Raw genomic sequence first — 23,210 nt, forward strand, 5'->3', positions numbered from 1 at the left:
TCCCACTCATGCCTTCATCCTTTCCCGACGGGCTTGTACGGCTTCGGCCAGGATCTGCAGCAGCTCCTCGGTCCTGTCCCAGGCAATGCAGGCATCAGTGACGGACCGGCCGAAGACCAGCTGATCCAGTGGGGCCGGCTTCTGGTGACCGCCCTTAAGGAAACTCTCCATCATGATGCCCGACAGGCCCTGCTCGCCCTTGGCGAGACGGTCTGCCAACTCCTCGACCACCTGGGCCTCACGTACGGGGTCCTTGCCGCAGTTGCCATGGGCTGCGTCCACAATCAGACCTCGGCAGACACCAGGACCCAGCGGCGCCTGATGCATGAACTTCAGGGCGGACCGGACGGATTCCGGATCGTAATTGGGACCATGACTGGAACCGCGCAGAATAATATGGCAATCAGGGTTGCCCCTGGTCTCGGCAGCGATGACATGGCCATCCAGGTTGATGGACAGGAAGTGATGCTCGGATGCTGCTGCCAAGCAGGAATCGACTGCAGCCTCTACGCTGCCCTCGGTCGAGTTCTTGAAGCCAATGGGCATGGACATGCCGCTGGCCAGCTCTCTATGGACCTGGCTCTCCGTGTTCCGAGCGCCTATGGCCCCCCAGCTGACTTCATCAGAAAGATACTGCGGGGTGATGGGATCCAGCCATTCTGTGGCAGCCGGAATCCCCTGGCCCAAGACCTGCCAGAGAATCTGACGGGCCAAGCGAATCCCCTTGCGAATGTTGAATGTTCCATCCAGGTCAGGGTCGTTGATCAGGCCCTTCCAGCCGACCGTGGTCCTGGGCTTTTCGAAGTAGACCCGCATGACAATCAGCAGCCGATCCTTCAAGCGCTCATTGACGGCCGACAGACGACGGGCGTACTCCAGAGCAGCCTCCGGATCGTGGATGGAGCAGGGGCCGGCGATGACCAGCAGCCTGTCGTCCCGCCCATGCAATACATCGCGAATGGCCTGGCGGGAGTCCCGAACCAGCTCCATACGCTTCGAATCCAGGGGCCGCGAGCGCAGAAAGACCCTGGGTGCCGGGATGGGATCCAGCTGACGAATGTTGACGTCCACTGTTTCGGGAAAGACGGCCGTATCGGCAAAATACTGCCGCTCCTCTTCCGGGAAGATATCCGGTTCCTTGACGAATGCCACGGTCGCTCTCCTCTCTGTCGCGCTACGACGATCATGCCCGAATTGCTTATGACCGCCCACACCCGGGCCAATGTGGACAGTCCGTTCCCGAGACCCTCATAGACCACGGGAACGAACAGTTAGATAGGTAAGCTCAGGCCAAGGCGCCCATGGGGTCCCAAGCGGGCAGCATGACGGCCTCCTGATCGAAGGCCTGGCGATACTCCTCGGACAGCATGGACTTGGGCACGGCCACCTCATAGACATACTGGCTGAACCAGTCGTCGCTCATGGTGAAGTAGCCCTTGTTGGCAATGTCCCCGCCCCAGGAGTTCTCCACCCGCCAGCGGTTGGTGGTCCGGCCGTCATCGGCCACATCCACACCCACGAATGCCATGGCATGGTTCTGGGCGGAATCGCCGAAGCGCACCCGCTGCTCCTTGTCCATGTCAAAGTCCACACCGTAAACCCGGCCATACTCGAACAGGTCGGTGGCCCACTGACCGGCCTTGCGGTCCATCATGGGGTGGCAGTCGGCGCCGAACCAGACCGGCAGACCCTGCTCGCTCATCAGACGACGAGCACAGTCCTTCATGACCTCCACCGGGACGTTCAGATACTCGGTGGGATCGCCGCCAGCCACGTTGCCCAGGTGCTCGATGCCGATCTTGCGGCCCTTGGGGTGCTCGGGGCGCGGATCGTCGACCAGGCAGACATAGTCCTCAAGCCCGGCATTCACGTAGCGCTTCCAGAACTCCTGCGGGGTGATCCGCCCATCCCGGTGGAAGACGCCGTCCTTGTCGGTCCACTCCCAGTCAAAGCTGGTGGGCGGAGTGCCCAGATGAATGGTCAGGATACGGTGACCGGCCTCCAGGGTCCGATCGATGATCTCGTCGATCCCCTCCGGGTTGGCCACCATGTGAGCCGTGGCCTGATGGAGCAGGCGACGCAGCTGATCGTTCATCTGGCTTGTGTTCTGGGAGGAGGCTGTCTCGGGATAGAACTGCTTGGGCACTGCGCCATACTTCTTATAGATGTTCATGGCCATGATCCACTGGCCGCCATCGCCCATGACATCGCCCATCAGGAAGCGCATGAGCTGGGAGTCGACAGGCTCGCCGGCACGCACCAGAGCTGCCACGTCGCGCAGGAAGTAGTTGACGCGCTCAAGCTTGTCATAGTACATGGCGTAGTTCTGGGACAGCTCGAAGTCGCCCATGGGGTTGGCGGTGCTTTCGCCATCAATGTTCAGAGCCTTGCGGGCCACGAACCGGGCTACATTCAGCGAGCTGAAAAGCCAGCAACGGCCGGAGTGCGCCTGCGAGGTGACCGTGCCATTGTCGATGCTGACCGAAAATCGGTGCTGGAGCAGGCGGGAGCGATTATAGTTGTGGGCCACCTCGTCAATGCCTACCTGAGTGACGGCGTTCATGGCGACGTGGTTGGCCTCGCGCTCATCGAAGGCGTTGCGCAGACCCTCCAAGCGGGTCTGATCCAATGGTGTCAGTGCTGATGTCATACGGTCTGTCCTTGTTTCCTTTCATGCGGATGTATCTGCATCCCTGCATCCAGCATAGCGGGAATCGGTCATCGAGGGTTCGTCCGGGGGAGGATGTGGGCAACGGCACTGTCAAGCCAAGGAGAAGCGCTGGGCTGCATTGACCACTGCCAGGACTACCAGGACAGCCAGCCCCAGGGAGATCCAGCCCTTGTAGGTTCCGGGGCGTGAACGATTGGCGCGCAGACGGTCCGCCAGCTGTCCACGAATCAGCCAGAGGACGACCAGCCCCCCAACCAGGCCCAGAAGAACCATACCCTGGTTGATCATCATGCCGGTGCGGGCCGGCACCTTCTGGGTCAGCCACATCATGGCGTCAGCCAGGACCAAGTTGTTGAAAATATGCAGAGCCATGGACCAGATGATGGAGTATTTCATGGCGATGAAACCCAAGACCAGACCCAGCAGGAAGGTGAACAGGCTTTGGGTGATGTCTCCGTGCAGGCAGGCGAAGATAAAGGAGGAGGTGACGATGGCGAAGGTCCGTCCATAGGGTCTGAGCCTGCCCATGACCACGCCGCGCAGCAGGAACTCCTCGACGACGGGGACCAGGATAGCCGTGTCCAGGGGCGACAGGAACCCGTGCTGGCCCGCCGCAATCTGGGATGTGGTGGAATGGTAGACCAGTCCCAGGGCCTGGGATCCCTGGTTGACCACCCAGGTGAAGCCCGTCTCGATGCTGCTGGCCAGCATGATCAGCAGGATGGCCCCAATCAGCACGGCCGGGCCGGGATTGGTCCGAGCCTTGTACTGTACAGGGTTGGATCCGCGGCCGAGCAGATCCTGGCCGCGGGTGCCGAAAAGGAAGACCAGCATGACCAGATCGCCCAGCAGATCGGCCAGCCCTGGCTGGCGTGCGATGCCCAAGGTTGTGGCCACCGAGGGCAGATTCAGAACTCCCGCAATCAGGTTGGCCACCACCAAATACACCAGGGCGTAGAGGGATTGCAGGTCCACTCCACGACGAACCTGGGCGCTCCATGAGCGTGCAGGTCCTGGAGATGCGCCCGGTTCTCCATGTCTGCCCGCATCCGCCTTGATCGAATCCGTCGCGGACGAATCTGATGATGAATGATTCGGTAGCTGCATGATGCTCTCCCAACCCTGTGACCCTCGACATGCACCTCTTCACCATCGACTCTAGGCCAGAGCAAGGGTTGGAATCGAGATTGACGCCCACGCCGGTTTCGGCATGCGGCCAGGCAACCTCCAGGCAGAATAGAGGCCGGATTGCAGACCATGCCTGCAATCCGCCCCTGATGAATACTGACCTTCCCTGATCAGTCCCGATCAGTCGGGGTCATGTCATCGTTGATGGGTGGAATGACCGTAGTCTCCTGGTCAGCGACCGCCTTCTCCGCCTGTCCATCCTCGGCCTGGGCTGGCGCATCATCGGACTGGACGGAAGCACCGGGCAGGACCTGAGTCGGCATATTGGCCGAGGACCGGACAGTCACGGCCGCGCTGGCATCGTCCCCTGAATCGTTGGCGGAATCAGCTGCCGCGTCATCAGCTACCAGATCACCGGCCGGCTGGCTCGCTGCGACCGGATCGATCGAAGTCTGAGCGGCTTCCTCCTGGGTGTCGGTGACGGGTTGGCCGACACCTTCATCCTCGTCTTCGGCCTTCTGCGCTGGAGCCGGCAGCGGGTCTGCGGCAGGCACGGCGTTGACCACGGGCACGCTGGGAGCCTGCCCCTCGTCCTGGTCATTGACCACAGCCTCATCGTGGAAACCATCGAAGTTGCCGAAGGACTTGGAGAAGATGTTCCGCAACTCGTCGACCCGGGAGGTGATGGTGGCTTCCCGGTGCTGCAGCTTGGTGATGTGGTCCTTGAGCCCGTCAAGCTCAGCCTGGGCGGCCTTGCGATGGGCCTCGACTTCGTCCTTGGCGCGCTGCTTGGCCTCCTCCAGCAGCTGGCTGGCCTTGCGCTCGGACTCCTCACGCTTGAAGGAGGCGAACGAGTCGGCATCCTTGCGGGTGGCCTTGGCCTGATCAATCAGTTCCTGGGTCTCCTTTTCGGTCTTGACCCGCCGTTCCTCCAGGCTCTTGAGCAGCTCGCTCACCTTCTTGGTGGCATCCTCCTGCTGGGCTGCGATATCGGAGCGGACCTGCTCGGCCTCAGCATTGACCTTGGCCATGGTCTCGGCGCTGGTGACCTTGGACTCGTCCACAATCTGCTGGGCCTCGGACTTGGCCTTGTCGGTGATCTCCGAAGCCTGCCTGCGGGCGTCATTCAGGCTCTTGGAGACCTGCTCGCGCACGTCGGCCAGCTTCTTGTTGGCCTCAGCCAGGGCCTTCTGAATCTGATCGTTGGCATCCTTCTTGAGCTTGGCGATCTCCTCGTCGCTCTTGCGCCGCTTGTCGGCGATCTCCTTGGCGGCCTTGGCCTTCTGCTCGGACAGCTCCTTGTCCTGGGTGGCCTTGCTGGTGGCCAGCCGCTTCTCGTGCTCCTCGCGGGAGTTCTGAAGCTCCAGGTCCAGGGCCTGGCGACGTTCGGCCACAACCTTGTCGGCTGCGGACTTGCTCTGCTCGCTCTGCTGCTTGGCGGTGGTGGTGACGGTCCTGGCTTCGTCGTTGGCGGCCTCGACGATGGACTTGGCCTTGGCGTTGGCCTCGTCCACGATGTGCTTGGCTTCAAGCTGGGCCTCGTTGACCAGGGTCGTCGCCTTCTCCTGGGCGGAAGTCTTAGTGGATGCCGCATCCTGCTTGGCGCGGTTGAGCAGCTCGGTGCTGGTCTGCTCGGCCGAGGCCAGCAGCTGCTGCGCGTTGGCTCCCAGGGAGGCAAATGAGTTGCGCGGCTGTTCGACCTTGCGTGACTTGGCCTCCTGGAGTTCCGCCTCCAGCTTCAGAATGCGATCGTCATCGGCCTTGATCTGCTGACGCAACCGGGCCAGATTGCTCCGCGAGGCCGCCAGGGCCTGGTCGACCCGCTCCTTGTCATAGCCTCGAAGGACAACGGGAAACTGATCTTCGGCCATGGAAACACTCCTCTTCGCCACCAGGACATGCCGGCCCGTGACAAAGATGTCTTCGGTCCGGTGGATTTACCTCGACTCTACCCCATGACAGGCCGAAATTTGCCGTCTGACAAGCTGCCGACACATTGACCTTACATACGGGGCTCAGGCAATGAGAATGGGGCTGGAGGAGGGCCTCCGATAGTAGCGAATGGTCTCATTGACCACCTCGCGTACAGCCTGTATCTGCTGATCCAGGGGCAGGCCGCACTCCTGTCCGCCGCTTTCGTTGACCAGGGGAAGGCTGACGAACCCGGCCAGGACATCCTTGTGTCCTGCAGCCCATGCCAAGAGGTTGTAGAAAAGCGCGTTGCAGACATAGGTGCCCGCGTCCGAGCTGAGTGTGGCCGGAATGCCGCAGGTGCCAAAATCGTGCAGGATGGCTCTCAGCGGCAGTCGGGTCCAGTAGGCAGCCGGACCTTGGGGATCTATGGGCTGGCTACTGGTCTTGCGGACGGGATTGCGAGGCTCCTGCTCCCCTGAGTTTTCATGGTCGTCAGCGTCGTCCTCCTTGAGGTTGACGGCGCAACGCTCCATGGCGATGCCACGAGCCCGACGCTTGAGCCCCGTGGCGATGATGATATCGGGGTGCACCCGCTCTATGGCCTCATGCAGCATAGGCCAGGCCTTGGCGAAGCTGACAGGCATGGTGACGGATGAAATAGCCAGATCCACGCCCTCCAAAGGATCCTCCTCAGTGGGACCGGCAGGGCGCATGCCCTCCATGCCATGCTCGGCCAGGGCCTGGGAAACCTGGCTTGAGGGGTTGACGTCAACACCCTTGTAATGGTCGTATCCGGCGACGATGACCTTGATCTGCTCCATGTGCCCCATGGTACACAGGACTTCACCCGGCCAGGGAGCGCGCTATCCATTCAGCCATGGGCACGTCCGATGGCAGGGTGATCTTCATGTTGGTCACGCTGCCGGCCACAATGGCCACCGGCTCCTCAGGCAGACGGTCCACCACGACCCTGGTGTCATCAGTGGGATGGAAATCGGGGTCCGCAGCGGCCAGGTCGTAGGCCTTGCGGAGGGTGCCGAAGCGGAAGGCCTGCGGGGTCTGAGCCCGGAACATGTTGTCACGATTGGGCACCTGGCGCACCACCTTGCGCTCGCCCAGGTCGCCGGCCATCAGCATGGTGTCGGTCGAGGCCACGGCCACAGTTGCGGCGTTGAATGCATCCAAGGCATCGATGCAGCCATCGATCGATTCCTGGCTGACGAAAGGGCGTACCGCATCGTGGATGAGCAGCTTGGCATCCTGGGGGATCTCCGCATCAGCCAGAGTCTGCAGGGCAGCCTCGGTGCTGTCCATGCGCTCGATGCCGCCCTGGATGACCGTGCGGACCTTGTCATAGGTGTCATCGCCCACGATAGCCTCGACAGCCTCCCGCACACGATCATTGACCACGACCAGGATGTCGGTGACGCGGGCATTGAGCTGGAAGGCGTCAATTGACCAGGTGATAATGGGTTTGCCGCCCACCTGCACCAGCTGCTTAGGGTTGTTCTCGTCGAATCGAACGCCCAGCCCGGCCGCCAGAATCACCGCCACAACTGGCTGAATCTGCTCCTCCGGCTCTGCGCTATCCTGACTGGCCTCGGACGGGGCTGCTGATGCTCTGCTCTCACTCATAGATTCAACGGTACTCATACGAAAACAGAGAAAGATACAGACCCGGCGCTATCTGCACCGAACATCTGCACCCGAGGCCTGCTCCAGCTGCTGGAAGCAGGGTCAATCAACCTACAGCTTCAGTCATCAGCCAGAATAAGGGCCAGCATGCGCCCCTCCCCAGCCTTGTTGGAGAGCGAAGCCCGGCGGTGGGAATACCAGAGCGGATTCTCCAGCGTGCACAGCGGTCGGCGCAGATTTTCAAGACGCTTCAATAGGGAAGGACCTTCACTGTCCTGACTGCACAGCTCTTCCAGGTCTGGGTCCTGACGCAGGTAGCTGGTGGCGGCACCGACCCGGGGAGCGGAGTCTACGATATTGGTCACTCCTGCCGCCTTCAGTTCCATTCTGGCTGCAGCGGCGATGTCGATGGCGGTTCCGCCGAATCGGCATGGTCCGGATGCGCCGGGGAAACGCTTCTCGAAGTCATCGGCCAGGTCCGAACCCACCTGATAGCAGTCTGCGCAGATACGAGGTCCCAGGGTTGCCACGATCCTGGACGGGTTGGCGCTCTTGTCGACCATGGCCTGAACTGTGGCCGGAATGACTCCGGCAACCAGACCACGGCGGCCGCAGTGGGCCGCCCCCGTCACGCCGGCCTGAGGGTCGGCCAGAAGCACGGGAAGGCAATCCGCGGCGAAAATGCCTAAGGCCAAGTCACGACGGGTGGTCACCTGAGCATCAGCCTCGCAACGTCCCTGGGGCTGGCCCTGGTCGGCATCCCAGACCTGGGCTGAGTGAACCTGGTCGACTAGGATCACAGGACGGTTCAGCTGGCGACCCAGAGCCTGACGGTTGGCAGCAACTGCCTGCGGGTCATCGCCTCCCTTGCCGCCTAGATTCAGCTGGGCATAATCACCTGAGGAGACCCCGCCCAGCCTGGTGGTGTAGGCCACCCTGATCCCTGGCACCAAGGCTATGGGAATAGTGACTGGAATCGGCCGACCTTGATTGTCCACCGACGACAGGGGACTGCTGTCTAGCAGGGTCCGTTCCCGATCCCAGGCTTCTCTTTGAATGCTCTGGGCATCCTGCTCGTTTGGTTGAGGCTTGAGACTCATGCAGTCGCCGCCCGGTTCAGGCGGTCCATCTCCTCTTCGCTCAGCTCCATGTCGGCCGCCTGCAAGGAGTCCAGAATGGTGGCCGCCCTGTGAGCCCCGGGAACCACGAAGACATTGCGGTTCTGGGACAGTTCCCAGGCCAGGACCACGCGCTGGTGGGAAACACCGCGCTCCTGGGCCACCTGCCGGAAGGGGTCATAACGGGTTTCGTCCTTGGGCTGACGGAAACCTCCCAAGGGGCTCCAGCAGACGAAGGCCAGACCCAGTTCGGCCGCATGATCCAACTCCTGGCGGGAACTGGTGAAAGTGGGCGAGAACTGGTTCTGCACGGCCACGAGGTTATCACCCAGAATCTGACGAGCCAGGTCCATCCGCTCAATATCTACATTGGAGACGCCTAAGGTCCGGGCCACGCCCTGCTTGGCCAACTCGGCCATGGCCTCCAGGGACTCCTGGTAGGGCACCTGCGGATCAGGCCGGTGCATGTAGAGCAGATCGATGGTGTCCACGCCCAAGGCCTGAGCGGACTCCTTGGCATGCCGGATCAGGCTCTCCGGCCGACCGTCCACAGCCCAGGTGGGCCGCCCGTCGGTGAAGTTACGATAGTGCCCAACCTTTGTGGCCACCAGCACATCCTGACGGGGTCCCTGCCAGGAGTCCAAAGCCTGGCGGACCAGCCGCTCGTTGGTCTGTTCGGGACCGCCCGATTCGTAGTATGACCAGGCGGTATCCAGATGCCGGCAGCCGGCATCCAAGGCCTGGTGGATGACGTCGAGGGCCCTTGCCTGGTCCGGCTTGCCCTCAATGGACAATCCCATACAGCCCAGTCCGACCGCTGTCGTAGTAAAGGGCCCCAAAGCCCGCATCGACGATGTCATGCATGTACTCCCGTCTTGTAGATTGAGGCCGGCTTCGACACTGCCGGCCTCCCATCGAGCTTAACTGGCGGCCCGGTCTCAGCGGCCGCCGAAGGAACCACCACCGGAACCACCACCGGAACCGCCGAAGGAACCGCCACCGCTGCCAAACCCACCAACGCTACTGCCAGGACCATTACCGCTGACCTGGCCGATCATGCTGCCGATCTGTTCGAGTCCCTGGGTCAACTGAGTACCCAGATCAATCACCCCGCCTTGGCCAAACATTGCATTGGCGGCGAACTGTCCCGTGCCGTCCAGGGAGGAAGCCGCCGGAACATTCTGGCTGTAAGGCAAGAAGGTCCAGTAGAGCAGGCTGCCGCGCGCATTGTCATTCAGCCAGCCGGAGTCGGTCAGTTCAGGGCTGGCCTGTGCCAGCTGAGCGACGACCCGGTCACTTATGCCGAAGGCCGTGGCGTAAACCAGGTAGCGGTCCCAGAGCACCAGATCCTCCACGCCCCGGTGGCTAAAATCGCTGAAGTCCAGCAGATAGCGCCGAAGCCCTGACACCTGGCCAGCCATGATTTGTCCATTGCTGCTGAGCACTTGCGAACTACCATAGCGCATGGAGAATGCTGCCACAGCCACCAGAAGAACGGCCAAGGGCGCACGTACCAGCACGGTGCCCGGCAGGAATCCAGCCAGTAGGATGAAAGCGGCCAAGAGCAGGGCCAAGAAGGCCAATACCCCTAGACCATGGCGATAGGCGCGGAGGTCGGCATTGTTGGTCTCATACTTGACGGCCTTGTCGAAAGCCTCCAGATAGACCTTGCCATGATTGGCTTCGGTGCTGGAAAAGAGAGCAATCATCTCATTCAGGTCGAAACGTTTATCCTCAGAGCCCATCATAGCGGTGGCACCTTCCAGCATGGCCAGGCAGGCTTCCTCGCTGAAGGACAGGGCCAGGGAGGCTCGATCCTGACTGCAGACCGGATTGATGACCACCTCCATGGACTGCTGTCTGCCTCTATGGAGCAACGAGCGCATCACCTTGGTCGCTGATCCTCCGCCGGAATTCGCCCGGCCCTCATACTTGACCGGAATCAGAGCGATGGCCCGCTTGGAGGCCAAGGAGAGAATGGTGGCTGACAATTGTCTGCCAATGGAGGATCCCCGGGTCAGCATCAGATCGTTGATAACGGCGGCCACGGCAGGTGACAGATCAGGAGGCTCACGGTAGTAGATAATATCGCCCCGGTACTGGGAGTCCCCATAGGTGCGGAAGGCCTGCCAGAGCATCACTGCAATTAGCGCGATAGCAGCAAAGACGGCCAGTACGCCAGCTAAAAGTCCGATCCGCGCCCATCTGGTCTGCTCGGCGTGCCAGTGCTCATACTGCTGGCGTTCCTGCTCGACGATACGGACACGCGCCGGTCGGGAATCGGTCCTGACCACCGAGGAAACCCTCCCCACATCGAAGAGAACCACCAAATCCAGATGCTGGCCCGGCTCAATACGGTCAGCAGAGAATCGGATACGGCTGTCATCCCCCACCTGGTAGGAACCTCTGCCAGCGAAGTGCAGCCAGGCCTTGGCATCCTTGTCCTTCTCTGTTCCTACCCGCTTGGGAAGCTTAACTTCAGCGCTCATATGCTCAACGGGAATCTGGTTGGTGTCGCCCACGGGCTCCCATTGGAATTCGGCCACATCGGGATGGGCAGTGGTCACCCCGTGGAAGGTCATGTCAATGCGGAAGCGCCGTCCTGAATCCTTGGCAGTCTGCGGAATGTTCCAGCCCAGTTCCACCTGGCACTGGTTCCCTTGATCGCCGCAGGCGAACCCCTGATTCGAGCCGCCCGGCTTGTAGAATTGCAGTCCTGAGTCCGAGACCGTGCCCATATACCAGGTGCCAGCCATGGTCTTGTCCCAGTCGGGAATCTGATCGAGGTTATCAGGATCCTTCGGCGGGTCGGCTTGCCTATATCTGGAGCCATTAGTCAGGTCAGTCACGCTTATGTCGCTTATGCCGGTCAGCCGGTCAGGCTTGATCTGATAGCGCTGGTAGAGCTCCCGCCAAGGGCGTTTGTTGCCGTTGTCGTCCTCGCGGGAATTCATAGTGATGGTCAGGTTCTGACTGATATGCAAATCGCCATTATCCAGGACCTGGACATCGTAATCGACTGAATCGTATACCAGGTCAGGCCGATTCCTATTGAAGACAAGCAGTGCAGTGACTAAGCACGTCACCAAGGCTGCCACCAGGGCCAGCGCCAGTGCTCGGAAAAAGCGGGAGGTGCTCCAGGAGGAATGGCCTGAGACCGACTTTCCGGAGGATGCCGCTGGGGCGTTCACTGTCCGAAGTCCACTACGGGCGCCTGTCGGCTGCCCTCGTCAGCCTGGAAATACTGGGCCTGACGGAAGTGGAAGAGGGATGCGATGATGTTGGAGGGAACCGTCTCGATGCGGGTGTTGAACCTCTGGACCACGTCGTTGTAGAACTGCCTGGCGTAGGCAATCTTGTCCTCCAGGTCCTTGAGCTGACGCTGCAAGTCCAAGAAGTTCTGGTTGGCCTTGAGCTCGGGGTAGGCCTCCGCCCGAGCCATCAGGGTGACCAGGGATTGGCCCAGCCGCTGCTCGGCATCGGCACGGGCCTGCATCTGATCCCCTCCAGCCGTCTGGACCTGGGCCACATCGGCGCGGGCTTTGGTGACCTCCTCCAGGACGGTGGACTCGTGTGAGGCGTAGCCCTTAACCGTCTGGACCAGGTTGGGCACCAGGTCGGCACGCTGCTTGAGCTGAACGTCGATCTGCGCCCAGCCATTGGCCACTCGGTTACGCAGACCGACCAGGCCGTTATAAGCCCTGATGCCCCAGATGACCAGCAACACGACCAGCAGGACGATGACGATAAGCACGATCAGTGATACGGACATGTTTCCCATTCTCTCACGGGAGGGTCTGCAGACAAAACAGGACCCCGTCCAATAGACGGGGTCCTGTCATCAGCGGGAATCAGTCCTCACTGTCGAAGGGATCGAAGTCCCTGCGCACGCGGCGACGGGGGCGCTCGGAACGCTCCTCCCGGTCGGCACGGTACTCGTCGTAGTGCTCGTCGGCCGCATAGCGCGGGTTCTCCCTGCGGCCACGATAGCCGCCACGTCCGGAGGAGCGACGCTCATGACGACCGCCACGATCATTGCGGCCATCACGCTCGGAACGGCTGCTGCGGCCGCGACGCTCGCCACGGCCCCGGCCGCCACGATCCTCGTCATCATCGCGGGAGACTCGACGGCGAGCACGACGGGAGCCACGGTCCTCATCCTCGAACCAGTCACCGTCATCCTCATAGTCGCGGTCGCGGCTCTGACGATGGTGCCGGGGACGGTCCTCCTGGTCCTCGTCATCGTAGTAGCGATCATCACGCTCGGAACGGGAGCGACGCGGGGCCTCATACCGATCCTCGCGCTCGGAGGAACGGCTGCGGCGATCACGACGATCGCGGTCACCACGGCCGCCGCGCTCGTGACGGTCTCCACGGCCGCCACGGTCACGGCCTCCTGCAGACTCCTGGTCCTCGAAGCCTGGGATTGCCAAGGAGATTTTGCCTCGGTCATCCACACCCTGGACGATGACCTCGACGGTGTCGCCCTCCTTGAGAACATCCTCCACGGAGTCAATGCGCTCGCCGTTGGCCAGGTTGCGAATCTGCGAGATGTGCAGAAGTCCGTCGGTGCCCGGTGTCAGGTTGACGAAGGCGCCAAAGCTGGTGATCTTGACCACCTTGCCGTTGAAGGTCTCCCCCGCCTCGGGCACGTGCGGGTTGGCGATCTGGTCGATGACCTCCTTGGCCTTGGCCGCTGCCTCGCCGCCCTCGGAGGCGATGTAGACCGTGCCGTCGTCCTCGATGGAGACGTCGGCGCCGGTGTCCTCCTGGATCTGGTTGATCATCTTGCCCTTGGGACCGATGACCTCGCCGATCTTGTCAACCGGGACCTGGGTGGTGATGATGCGCGGCGCATAGGGGCTCATCTCGGCAGGCCCGTCGATGCACTCGTTGATCACGTCGAGGATGGTGGCCCGGGCCTCCTTGGCCTGCTGCAGGGCGGCGGCCAGGATGTCGGCGGGGATGCCGTCCAGCTTGGTGTCCAGCTGCAGGGAAGTGATGAACTCGGAGGTGCCAGCCACTTTGAAGTCCATGTCGCCGAAGGCATCCTCGGCGCCCAGAATGTCGGTCAGGGTCTTGTAGGTGGGCCGACCGTCGACCTCGCCTGTGACCAGGCCCATGGCGATGCCCGCCACAGGAGCCCTCAGGGGCACGCCGGCAGCCAGCAGGGACAGGGTGGAGGCGCAGACGGAGCCCATGGAGGTGGACCCGTTGGAGCCGATGGCCTCAGAGACCTGTCGGATAGCGTAGGGGAACTCTTCGCGGCTGGGCAGAACCGGGATCAGGGCGCGCTCGGCCAGGTTGCCATGACCCACCTCGCGACGCTTGGGCGAACCCACACGGCCGGTCTCGCCGGTCGAATAGGGCGGCATCTCGTAGTTGTGCATGTAGCGCTTGGTGGTGGGGCCAGACAGGGCGTCGATGGTCTGCTCCATCTTCAGCATATTCAGGGTCGTGATGCCCAGCACCTGGGTCTCGCCACGCTGGAAGAGGGCGGAACCGTGCACTCGGGGCACCACGTCCACCTCAGCGGACAGGGTGCGGATGTCGCGCAGGCCACGGCCATCGATGCGGTAGTCCTGGGTCAGGATGCGGCGGCGGACGATCTGGCGCTGGAGCTCCTTGAAGGCGTTGCCCAGCTCCTTGTCCTTCTCGGCCTCGTCCATGTCGGTGAACTCGTCAGCCAGAGCCTCGCGGACCTTCTCTTTGATCTCGTGAATGCGATCCTGGCGGGGCAGCTTCTCCGCGATGGACAGGGCCTGGTCCAGGTCGGCATGAGCCACCTGGTCGATGCGAGCATAAAGCTCGTCGGTGTACTCAGGGAAGAGCTGGAAGTCCTTGGTGGGCTTGGCGGCCTTGGCCTTGAGCTCGCTCTGGGCCTCGCACAGCACCTTGATGAAGGGCTTGGCAGCCTCAAGGCCCTGGGCGACCACCTCTTCGTCGGGCTTGATCTGGCCCTCGTCATAGATCAAGCTCCAGGCGTTCTTGCCGGCGCCTGCCTCGATCATGGCGATGGCGACATCCCCGCCCTCGACCACACGACCGGCTACGACCAGCTCGAAGACGGCACGCTCGCGCTCGCTCCAGCGCGGGAAGGCCACCCACTGACCATCGATCAGGGCAAGGCGCAGACCCGAAACCGGACCCTCGAAGGGCAGACCTGAAATCAGGGTAGAGGCGGATGCCGCGTTCAGAGCTAGCACGTCGTAGGCATCCTCGGGGTTGACAGCCAGGATGGTCTCCACGACCTGAACCTCGTTGCGCAGAGTGTGCGGGAAGAGGGGGCGCAGGGGGCGGTCAATCAGCCGGCAGGCCAGAATGGCCTCGTTTGAGGGTCGGCCCTCGCGGCGGAAGAAGGACCCGGGGATCTTGCCCGCGGCGTACATCTTCTCTTCCACATCGACGGTCAGCGGGAAGAAGTCGTAGTTCTCCTTGGGGCTGGACCCGGCGGTGGTGGTGGACAGCACCATGGAATCGTCATCAAGATAGGCGGCTACTGCCCCATCCGCCTGCTGGGCGAGACGACCCGTCTCGAAGCGCACCGTGCGCTTGCCATATGATCCGTTATCGATCGTGGCTTCTACAGCCGTGATTTCGGGACCCTCCATAGGGTTCCTCCTTTTGTTTACTGCTTGTTTACTACCTGATGTCAGGATGCTCGGCATCACTTAACTGCCGGAGATCCGTGTACTTCGGCCTGGCCCTGCCGAACCCCGTGTCCGGCTATCTTCATGCCTTGCGAACCAGCCTTGCATTTCAATTCGGCACCATCTTCTGTAACCCCATCCCGGGGTCGACGGCGCCTGGTTCAGTCATGCAAAAGCGCCCGAGCGCTAGGCCCGGGCGTAAGCATGCATATTAGTGGCGCAGTCCAAGACGCTCCACCAAGGAACGGTAGCGGTTGATATCCACCTTCTTAAGGTAGTCCAGCAACCGGCGACGATGGCCGACCATGAGCAGGAGGCCGCGGCGCGAATGATGGTCGTGCTGGTGCTCCTTGAGGTGCTCAGTCAGGTCGGAGATGCGCTTGCTCAGCAAGGCCACCTGGACCTCGGGGGAACCCGTATCGCCCTCGTGCGTCGCGTATTCCTTGACGATTGCCTGCTTCTGCTCAGTCGTAAGAGCCACGGCTCCTCCTCTGTTTCTTTCCGTTACGCGGTGCACCGGCCCAATGCCGAAGCGCTCTGGTTCCGCGGGCGAAACACGCCAAACAACTATTATACACATTTTGCGGACCAAGCAAACAGTGACGGAATCAGCAAAATGGAAGAAGTCGGTACTGCATGAATACACATGTGCAACTCCGCCAATTTCCCCGCTCGACCATGACGAATCAACACAATCGGTTCCTTTCCCCAACTATGGCACCGCTGCCTTGAACGTGGTTATTGCTTACACCGTAGCGAAGATGTTGTATTGTGTTACATGAGACGACCGTGATGTACTGCGTAGTACCGCCATAGGTTGTTAGAGAAGTTGAAAGAATGTGACTTCATCCATCCATCAAAATCCATCAAAGAGGAGCACCTAATGAAACAATCCGATCAGAACTCCATCAAATCAGAAGATACCATTCTTCCTTTGGGATCCGTGGTGAGGACCAAAAGAGACCCGGGTACCCTGCTGGTTATCATCGCCCGCGCTCCGTTGACAGTCATGAATGGAACAACGGGTTACTTTGATTATGGTGCCGTACAATTTCCGTATGGCATGACCGATCCGGCCAAGACCATTTTCTTCAACCGTCCAGACGTGACGGAAATAGTGTTCATGGGATACATCAACGCCGAGGAACAATCCTATGAACGAACATTTGATGAAGTCACCAAATCAACCGACTACCCCCACCTTCATCTCTGATTTGGTTACCGGCCGCATAGGACATACTTGATAAAAGGGAGAGACGGGAGAAGACCATGGCGGACTTTTCCGTGGATTACGGTCAGCTTGGCGACATGAGCAGAACCTTGAACCAAGCCGACAAAAATTGGGAGTACGAAGTAAACAACATTAACGTCGATAGCGTTCAGGGTGAAGACGGATTAGGGGACGACTCAGTAGCCGACAGCACGAATCGGGTCAATGACAACCTAAAACAGCGTATGTTGAACCTTCAGCAATCTGTTCACGTTCTTAATCAGTTCATTGAATCGGTAACCATGCAGACAAGCAATGTCGATGACAAGCTGAGCGTTGAAGTCAAAAAGCGCAAATAAAAAAATCACAACTTTTGATATTTGCATTGAACGGGATGACACTACTTAAGGATACGACATCATGGGCGCTTCAGATTTGGATTGGTCGGCTCTAGACCTATCAAAAAACCCTGTACCAGGAGGAAAGAGCACAATCGACGCACTAGCCTCGCAGTTTTCCGAGAACGGTAAACGTTGCCAGGAAGTGAGTAACTCCATAACCAGCGCTTGCGGAAAGGCACCTGATTTCAAAGGCGATTCAGCAAAACAGCTCCAACAGTCCCTTTCTCAAGTGGCACAGTTTGCCGGACGCCTTTCAGAGGTCTACGAGAACATCGACCAAGCATTAAGAAGCTGGGGGTCTGCAGTCGACACGAGCCAAGATACCGCATACAGAGATTGCCGAAAGGCAATGAACCTTCGCGACTCAACCGCGAAGAATCGGAAGAAAATCGACCAGGCGAAGCAGTCACTGAAAAGAACCAGCGATAATCTGGAGAGGGTCAGGCAAACCAATGGGGACAGCATGTCGCGGGAGACCAATCGTCTGCTTGGTATCATTGATTCGACAAACGAGAGCATAACTCGTTACCAAGGGCAAATTGCCGACGACAATGCCGAAATCAATCGGTTGAAGCTTGAAGTCAGCCAGGCCAGGGAACAATACAAGGACGCTGCCAGGAAAACCACAAACGACCTTGACGGATGCGTTGATGAAGCAACCGCCAAGGCCATGCAGCTGAGTACATTGAACCACTCTTTCACGGTCGGCAGTGGTCTCTCAGCCGGTTTTGAAGCACTGAGCGGAATAGCTGAACTCATGAAAGCTGATCCAGCCCTTATTGAGGGGCTGAAGACCGCAGGACTCATTGGAGAAGGATTATCAGGGAATTGGTTTGCTCCTATTGTCAGCGGGCTCATTGAGGGCGGTGATCTAGTTGCGTCAACTTCCACGACAGCTGGAGATGTTTTTATAGTTGCAGCCAAAGCTGCAACTAAAATTGTGGGCAACGCTGTAGCGATAAGCGGTTTTGGCAGCTTGGTTGGTGGAGTGGCTGAGGGTTTCGACACTTACTATGGACGGCGCGAAGCCTATGGGGAGCAAGCCGCGATTCAAGATGCTCTGGTCCATGGAGTAATCACCACATTGGGAGGCGTAAACGGAGCAGCTGTTGGCGCTATAGTAGGCTCAATTATCCCCGGACCCGGCACAGTAGCTGGTGCGATAGTTGGATTAATAGGCGGCGTTGCACTGCCAGCAATGATTAACGGCTTTTATGACAATACTGTCAAGCGCGGTCAAGGTGATGACTTATCGGACCATATTTGGAATAACGTTTGGTAAATGACGGAAAGCGGTTTTTAGTATATAGGCTTACGGAGAGGTTTCAATGTTATATCTGTTGGTCGGTTTGTTGCTCTTCGGGGCGGTGCTGGTCTGGTTGCTTGTGGTGGCGTCGTTCAATGCGTGGAGGTCGAGGCGGCTGATGGACCGTGTCCTGGCCCCCTACCTCCTGGCGCGGGGCCTGTGCCTGCAGACCTTCCAGGGGCACGTGTGGCGGCGGCGCGGCAGGATCGGCCGGCCCCGGCCAGGACAGGTCCTGCCCCTGGGATCGCTGGTTGTCCTGGCCGACGGGCCCGCCACCGTATCCGGGGCCTGCAGGGGCGCCGGATGGTTCGACGGGCTGGGAGAGGACGGGCTTGTGGTCCGCCTGGTCGGCCAATACGTGCAGCCACCCGAACAGGCCACCGGCCCATGGTACGCGGGCAGGATCTGCTCCGTGGGCGGCGCCGCCTGCAGCCCCGGCGTGGTCCCCGGCGGCGACATCCCCCTGCCCGAGGTCGGCGTCGGCCACACTCCCGACCCTGACCTGGTCACCTTCACCCAGGACCAGGTCAGCCTCCTGGCCTGGAAGGGACCAGACAACCCCGTCACCAGGCTCCTGCGCGCCCGCCGGGTCCGCGCCCTCGCCCACGACCACCAGTGGGAGGACCCGGTCCGCCGCCGGACACGGTCGACACCGCACTGGCAGGCCAGCCGCCCCGCATGGTGGCGCTACGAAGCCATCGGCTACCTGCCCGACCGGTTTACCCGCGTCTACTGGGACCGCGTCTGCAACCAGCCCGTCAAGGCCCCCATGCGCTACCGGACCCCGGAAGCCGGGAAATACAACAGACGACACTACACTGCCTCCGCATACACCACCGCGCTAATCGTCACCATCCTCCTGGTCGCCTTCAGAATAGCTCGCGCATGGCATCGCTCCAGACCGCACCGTCCCCTCCGTGGCGGCGAGGCCCTCCTGGGCATGCCCTCACTGACCTCGGAGATCGTCTGCTGCGTCCTGGGCCTCGCCCTCGGCATCGGCACATGGATCTGGGCCACCCACCGGCAATTCCCGCCACACCTCATGACCCCAGCCAGCAGCCGCGAACTCCAAACCGCCCTCGACAACTTCTACATCGTCATGCGGTACATCACCGGGACCACCATCCCCTACACCATCCACGCCCTCGCCTACACTGCACTCGTCCTGATACTGGCCTACCCTTTCATGGACGACTTCTTCACCCTACCTGAATGGATCAAGACCTACCTGACCTGGCCCATCCTTATTCTCGCAATAATCGGCATGGGCATATCCACCATAGACATCTTCTGCGGTTGGTGGATAGCCAACCGTCTGGATCGGGAATTAGCAGAATAGAATCACATATAATAGCCCATCCCCGACGGTCAAATGCTCTGCAGCAATCAATGGGACAAAGCATCATGGTCTTACAACCACGTCTATTGCCGTGCGCAGACGAAAACCAACCTGAAACCCCAACTCGTCTGTTACAGCATATCGGGCGACCTATTTCTCGCGAATTAGCTACCCTACGAATCAAACTGCGGTGATGAGGCCACCGAAGAGGACAATGGCTATGGCAATCAGCTCAATGATGAAGAACATGGACAGGGCCGACCAGCTGTGGGTCAATGCGTTCCAGGGGGAATCCTTCTTGACACAGACCAGGATGGCCACAAAGAGGATGGCGAAGACCGCCACTCCCAGTCCGGCCGCGATGATGCCCAAGTTGGCCGCGTTAGCCAGGATGGCCTGATGCTGGTAGACCACGAAGGTGCTGTACCAGAAATTCATCTTGAGCAGGCAGAGGCCGGCGATCAGCTGCTCTGCGGCTAGTCCCAGCACGAAGACCACCCGCCAGAACCAGGAGGACGACTCAATGATGGACATGGCGATACCCATAAAGGTCAGCACGGTCACCGTCCAGGCAATCAGGGCTATGCCTCGCGGATCCAGGACCGAGGCATAGTGGAGTACGCCCTGGGTATGGTTGATGGCCAGCGAGCGACCGTATCCGTAAGGAATGACAATGGCCACGAGGACTGCCAGCGCGAAGACGACCCAGCGGACCGGACGGGCACGGCGCTGCTCGATCTCAGCCAGTGAGTATTCCGAATCTGGAATAGTGGCCTCAGGATGGGCTGAAACCCTGTTCACAGCAGTCGCTTCATCCGTGTGCGTCGGCACGGCTACGGAACCAGCTGCATCGCCTCTGGCGGATTCCGTACCATTCGTATCGTCGAATTGTTCCATCGGCGACCACACCTCCAAGTCCGCCACTCATGAACACATCGCCTACAGCTTATACCGGGCAGCGCACTCGTGCCCAGAACCGCAAAAGTCATCGCATAGACCTGATGCAGCTGACCATCCACTTCAGTTGCCATATTCCCCTGCCGCTCGTTTTTCATCACTAGACGACTAAGACACACATGCACATGCATCGAAAAGTCAAATCCTGTTCAGAAAGCCCCAAAACTAAGAACAGACAAACCATCGACCACTGAGGTTTGGGAACGGATCCACGAATTATCAATTTGCCATGGATGTCCGTTCTCATTCCTTCTTTATTCTTGTTTACAATCGCATCATCCTGTTCTTGCTCCCTGCTGTTAATCTGCCTGCCTCCACAAAATTTTGCCAGCAAACACAGCAGTCGCATCTTCCTTCAGGGCGAGTGCTCTGCCTATATCGCGCGCTTCACCTGGATCCCAGCTTGAATGATCTGTTAGCAGAACACATCGATATCCAAAGATCCTGCCTACTCGATCAGGAGCATCAGTTTTTCTGTGGTCGGATCCCCGTCAATGGTATTCATATAATCATCTAAAATTATGAGCGCTCGGGAGGCTCTCCCCCTTAGCGTATTGTGCATACCTGCAGCACGTAAGGTTCTGGCCCAGCTAATCGTTTATGCAGTATTTTTAGCCCTATTATGATTACAAAGCATGAATCTCTTCGATTATTCGAATTTCTGATATTGACCTGTACAGGCGATACAACACAAACCGGGAAGGCTGGACATTAATTCCGGTCTACTGAATATGCCGTGCTGCTGCAAGGATGCCAGCTTGTCGGAAGAAAGAGGTTGCAGTCAACTGTGTATTTCCGCCAGCAAGTTAAGCTCAATGGATGCGAAGGCTCTCAAACATTTGAAGGCGCTACTCGAGAGCCCGATGCTAAAAACAAGTCATCCGAACTCACTGCTCTCCACCTTAAAGAACCCAGCTAGAAGTTCACGCCTTCACATATTTGAGCTATGGCCACGAACAGCATATAAAGGACAAGACCGAAGGATCTTGGTCTGCGTTCCGAACCACAGCGAAACGCAGACAACGAGTCACCACGTTCGGATGCGGGAGGCATAGCCTAGCAGGCAAGAACACTGAAAGGAGGACATGGATGACTGACATCAGCTTTGATGCCATGATGGCAGTTGCCCGACAAAGCCTGGACATACATCGAGGACGACGCGGAGGATGCTCTCACAGCAGGTAAGTCGCCGGCAGCCATCGAGAGCGTGCTCGACGCCGTATGCGGTCACCCAAGCTGATGCGGCTTTCCCCAGCCCAAGTAAGGAAGATGGCCAACGACCATGAGTTTATTGATCTTGAACCCTTCAGAGAGTATCTGAACACATGAGCATCAACCAACCTACCTGTACCTAATAAACATCGGGAATTCCCCATCGGTCTTTTCACGTTCACAGCGCTGGCATAAAGAAACAACCACGGCAACCGCAAAGCCGATCGCACACAAGCAGCATCCAGCAGAACGCGTGCAGAATGCCAATAAGAAGGAACAATGGAAGCACGGTGAAAATCAAGAATTATTTATCATCACAAATGCGAGAAGCACTTATATCTCCCGTGAGTGCTGGGGCTTAGAATTATCTCTGCCAATGCATGGAGCATGGAAAGTTGGCGGCGCGGTCCAGACCCTAGTACACTGGATCATCCCCGCGGATGCGAGGAGCACTGCAGTGCGGTGCACTGTCAGGTAGCGGCGCTGAGATCATCGCTGCGGATGTGAAGAGCACGATATGCAGTAGACGCACGTAAGCCTGACTCTGGGATCATCCCCGCGTATGCGGGGAGCACTCAGCTTCGCTCTTAATATTTTCGGCAAAATTGGGATCATCCCCGCGTATGCGGGGAGCACGGCCCGGGCCAGGCTCGGGCGGGGTCCCGACGGGGATCATCCCCGCGTATGCGGGGAGCACGTGAATAGCCTTGACACCGGTGCCGTAGTGCCAGGATCATCCCCGCGTATGCGGGGAGCACCACGAAGCAAACGCTTAAGCACTTGCCCGTCAGGGATCATCCCCGCGTATGCGGGGAGCACTCGCGCGCTGGCTGATAAACGCCGTTGTATCTAGGATCATCCCCGCGTATGCGGGGAGCACGGGTGTCGCTGTTGTGCTTGGCGAAGATGCTCAGGATCATCCCCGCGTATGCGGGGAGCACTCCGAGGGGCCCGTGGCGATGATGGACACATGGGGATCATCCCCGCGTATGCGGGGAGCACAAAATCCTCAAGGCAAGCAGGACAGACTTTCAGGGATCATCCCCGCGTATGCGGGGAGCACGTTGACAATTTCTCACCATCAGGGAATGTCATGGGATCATCCCCGCGTATGCGGGGAGCACAGCAAGCATCGGCGCCAGTTCGCTGGCCAAATAGGATCATCCCCGCGTATGCGGGGAGCACTCGGCAGTTTACCAGCCGGTGACATTGTATAGGGGATCATCCCCGCGTATGCGGGGAGCACATGGTGGCTATGATGGCTGTGGGTATGATGTGCGGATCATCCCCGCGTATGCGGGGAGCACGTCGCCATCCAAAGCGTCGAACCACTTATCGCGGGATCATCCCCGCGTATGCGGGGAGCACCCCAGTTTGTTGTAGATCTGGTTCAGTTTCTGGGGATCATCCCCGCGTATGCGGGGAGCACTGGAACTGGATCAACACGCACGTGTTCACCCCGGGATCATCCCCGCGTATGCGGGGAGCACGGCGATCCCACCGCGCGCAAGTGGTACACAGAGGGATCATCCCCGCGTATGCGGGGAGCACCATTATTCATAATGTTCCCATCGCTGTCGAAAAGGATCATCCCCGCGTATGCGGGGAGCACGTTGACAATTTCTCACCATCAGGGAATGTCATGGGATCATCCCCGCGTATGCGGGGA

General features: G+C 59.6%; 17 protein-coding genes and 1 CRISPR repeat array (1 of these 18 cut by a window edge). Of the genes, 4 read left to right on the plus strand and 13 right to left on the minus strand.

Annotated features, from left to right (window positions below):
• Positions 1-6: 6 nt before the first annotated feature.
• From GYM67_RS07640 to rpsO, 12 genes are all read right to left on the minus strand, one after another.
• Positions 7-1,152: a 3-deoxy-7-phosphoheptulonate synthase gene (locus GYM67_RS07640; RefSeq protein WP_220236310.1), complete on the minus strand. Its 1,146-nt coding sequence runs from the start codon at positions 1,150-1,152 to the stop codon at positions 7-9.
• A 133-nt stretch (positions 1,153-1,285) separates the two neighbouring features.
• Complete coding sequence (locus GYM67_RS07645) at positions 1,286-2,650, minus strand: C1 family peptidase (RefSeq protein WP_220236311.1); 1,365 nt, start codon at positions 2,648-2,650, stop codon at positions 1,286-1,288.
• A 111-nt stretch (positions 2,651-2,761) separates the two neighbouring features.
• Entirely contained in the window at positions 2,762-3,778 is a 1,017-nt protein-coding gene (locus GYM67_RS07650; RefSeq protein WP_220236312.1) for a CPBP family intramembrane glutamic endopeptidase, read from the minus strand.
• 191 nt (positions 3,779-3,969) lie between these two features.
• Positions 3,970-5,670, minus strand: a complete 1,701-nt coding sequence (locus GYM67_RS07655) for a cell division protein (protein ID WP_220236313.1) — start codon at positions 5,668-5,670, stop codon at positions 3,970-3,972.
• Between the two features lie 144 nt (positions 5,671-5,814).
• Positions 5,815-6,534 (minus strand): pyroglutamyl-peptidase I, encoded by a 720-nt coding sequence (locus tag GYM67_RS07660; RefSeq protein WP_220236314.1) that lies wholly within the window; start codon positions 6,532-6,534, stop codon positions 5,815-5,817.
• 22 nt (positions 6,535-6,556) lie between these two features.
• Positions 6,557-7,348: an IspD/TarI family cytidylyltransferase gene (locus GYM67_RS07665; protein WP_220236315.1), complete on the minus strand. Its 792-nt coding sequence runs from the start codon at positions 7,346-7,348 to the stop codon at positions 6,557-6,559.
• Between the two features lie 119 nt (positions 7,349-7,467).
• Positions 7,468-8,448 (minus strand): purine nucleoside phosphorylase YfiH/LACC1 family protein, encoded by a 981-nt coding sequence (locus GYM67_RS07670; protein ID WP_258561481.1) that lies wholly within the window; start codon positions 8,446-8,448, stop codon positions 7,468-7,470.
• Entirely contained in the window at positions 8,445-9,326 is an 882-nt protein-coding gene (locus tag GYM67_RS07675; protein ID WP_220236316.1) for an aldo/keto reductase, read from the minus strand. The genes GYM67_RS07670 and GYM67_RS07675 overlap by 4 nt, the downstream gene beginning before the upstream one ends.
• Before the next feature lie 78 nt (positions 9,327-9,404).
• Positions 9,405-11,657 (minus strand): DUF2207 domain-containing protein, encoded by a 2,253-nt coding sequence (locus tag GYM67_RS07680; RefSeq protein ID WP_220236317.1) that lies wholly within the window; start codon positions 11,655-11,657, stop codon positions 9,405-9,407.
• Positions 11,654-12,238: a LemA family protein gene (locus tag GYM67_RS07685; RefSeq protein ID WP_220236318.1), complete on the minus strand. Its 585-nt coding sequence runs from the start codon at positions 12,236-12,238 to the stop codon at positions 11,654-11,656. The genes GYM67_RS07680 and GYM67_RS07685 overlap by 4 nt, the downstream gene beginning before the upstream one ends.
• 79 nt (positions 12,239-12,317) lie before the next feature.
• Positions 12,318-15,077, minus strand: coding sequence for a polyribonucleotide nucleotidyltransferase (locus GYM67_RS07690; RefSeq protein WP_220236319.1), 2,760 nt, complete (start codon positions 15,075-15,077; stop codon positions 12,318-12,320).
• Between the two features lie 250 nt (positions 15,078-15,327).
• The gene (gene rpsO / locus GYM67_RS07695) at positions 15,328-15,597 is read right to left on the minus strand and encodes a 30S ribosomal protein S15 (protein WP_220236320.1); all 270 of its coding nucleotides are present in this window, start codon (positions 15,595-15,597) and stop codon (positions 15,328-15,330) included.
• Between the two features lie 402 nt (positions 15,598-15,999).
• Between rpsO and GYM67_RS07700 the strand changes: the two genes are divergently transcribed.
• The 4 genes from GYM67_RS07700 (at position 16,000) to GYM67_RS07715 (ending at position 19,372) form a co-directional block, all read left to right on the plus strand.
• Positions 16,000-16,329 carry a DUF4176 domain-containing protein gene (locus tag GYM67_RS07700; RefSeq protein ID WP_220236321.1) on the plus strand — a complete coding sequence of 110 codons (330 nt, stop codon included), beginning with the start codon at positions 16,000-16,002 and terminating at the stop codon, positions 16,327-16,329.
• 56 nt (positions 16,330-16,385) lie between these two features.
• Complete coding sequence (locus GYM67_RS07705; protein ID WP_220236322.1) at positions 16,386-16,685, plus strand: hypothetical protein; 300 nt, start codon at positions 16,386-16,388, stop codon at positions 16,683-16,685.
• Positions 16,686-16,746: 61 nt separating this feature from the next.
• Complete coding sequence (locus tag GYM67_RS07710) at positions 16,747-18,009, plus strand: hypothetical protein (protein ID WP_220236323.1); 1,263 nt, start codon at positions 16,747-16,749, stop codon at positions 18,007-18,009.
• 46 nt (positions 18,010-18,055) lie between these two features.
• Complete coding sequence (locus tag GYM67_RS07715) at positions 18,056-19,372, plus strand: hypothetical protein (protein WP_220236324.1); 1,317 nt, start codon at positions 18,056-18,058, stop codon at positions 19,370-19,372.
• Positions 19,373-19,552: 180 nt separating this feature from the next.
• On the opposite strand, the gene GYM67_RS07720 is transcribed toward GYM67_RS07715, so the two are convergent.
• Entirely contained in the window at positions 19,553-20,269 is a 717-nt protein-coding gene (locus GYM67_RS07720; protein ID WP_220236325.1) for a hypothetical protein, read from the minus strand.
• Positions 20,270-22,088: 1,819 nt separating this feature from the next.
• Positions 22,089-23,210: a CRISPR direct-repeat array (repeat unit 28 nt; unit sequence GGATCATCCCCGCGTATGCGGGGAGCAC); it runs 3,054 nt beyond the window's last position.

Source organism: Bifidobacterium asteroides, from assembly GCF_019469425.1.
Taxonomy (GTDB): Bacteria; Actinomycetota; Actinomycetes; order Actinomycetales; family Bifidobacteriaceae; genus Bombiscardovia; species Bombiscardovia asteroides_I.

Excerpts from the sequence above, each read along its gene's own strand:
- GYM67_RS07665 (WP_220236315.1), bottom strand. The coding sequence starts at position 7,348 with ATGAGTGAGAGCAGAGCATCAGCAGCCCCGTCCGAGGCCAGTCAGGAT.
- GYM67_RS07650 (WP_220236312.1), bottom strand. The coding sequence starts at position 3,778 with ATGCAGCTACCGAATCATTCATCATCAGATTCGTCCGCGACGGATTCG.
- GYM67_RS07645 (WP_220236311.1), bottom strand. The coding sequence starts at position 2,650 with ATGACATCAGCACTGACACCATTGGATCAGACCCGCTTGGAGGGTCTG.
- GYM67_RS07685 (WP_220236318.1), bottom strand. The coding sequence starts at position 12,238 with ATGTCCGTATCACTGATCGTGCTTATCGTCATCGTCCTGCTGGTCGTG.
- GYM67_RS07700 (WP_220236321.1), top strand. The coding sequence starts at position 16,000 with ATGAAACAATCCGATCAGAACTCCATCAAATCAGAAGATACCATTCTT.
- GYM67_RS07670 (WP_258561481.1), bottom strand. The coding sequence starts at position 8,448 with ATGAGTCTCAAGCCTCAACCAAACGAGCAGGATGCCCAGAGCATTCAA.
- GYM67_RS07675 (WP_220236316.1), bottom strand. The coding sequence starts at position 9,326 with ATGACATCGTCGATGCGGGCTTTGGGGCCCTTTACTACGACAGCGGTC.
- GYM67_RS07660 (WP_220236314.1), bottom strand. The coding sequence starts at position 6,534 with ATGGAGCAGATCAAGGTCATCGTCGCCGGATACGACCATTACAAGGGT.
- GYM67_RS07710 (WP_220236323.1), top strand. The coding sequence starts at position 16,747 with ATGGGCGCTTCAGATTTGGATTGGTCGGCTCTAGACCTATCAAAAAAC.
- GYM67_RS07705 (WP_220236322.1), top strand. The coding sequence starts at position 16,386 with ATGGCGGACTTTTCCGTGGATTACGGTCAGCTTGGCGACATGAGCAGA.
- GYM67_RS07715 (WP_220236324.1), top strand. The coding sequence starts at position 18,056 with ATGTTATATCTGTTGGTCGGTTTGTTGCTCTTCGGGGCGGTGCTGGTC.
- GYM67_RS07690 (WP_220236319.1), bottom strand. The coding sequence starts at position 15,077 with ATGGAGGGTCCCGAAATCACGGCTGTAGAAGCCACGATCGATAACGGA.
- GYM67_RS07720 (WP_220236325.1), bottom strand. The coding sequence starts at position 20,269 with ATGGAACAATTCGACGATACGAATGGTACGGAATCCGCCAGAGGCGAT.
- GYM67_RS07655 (WP_220236313.1), bottom strand. The coding sequence starts at position 5,670 with ATGGCCGAAGATCAGTTTCCCGTTGTCCTTCGAGGCTATGACAAGGAG.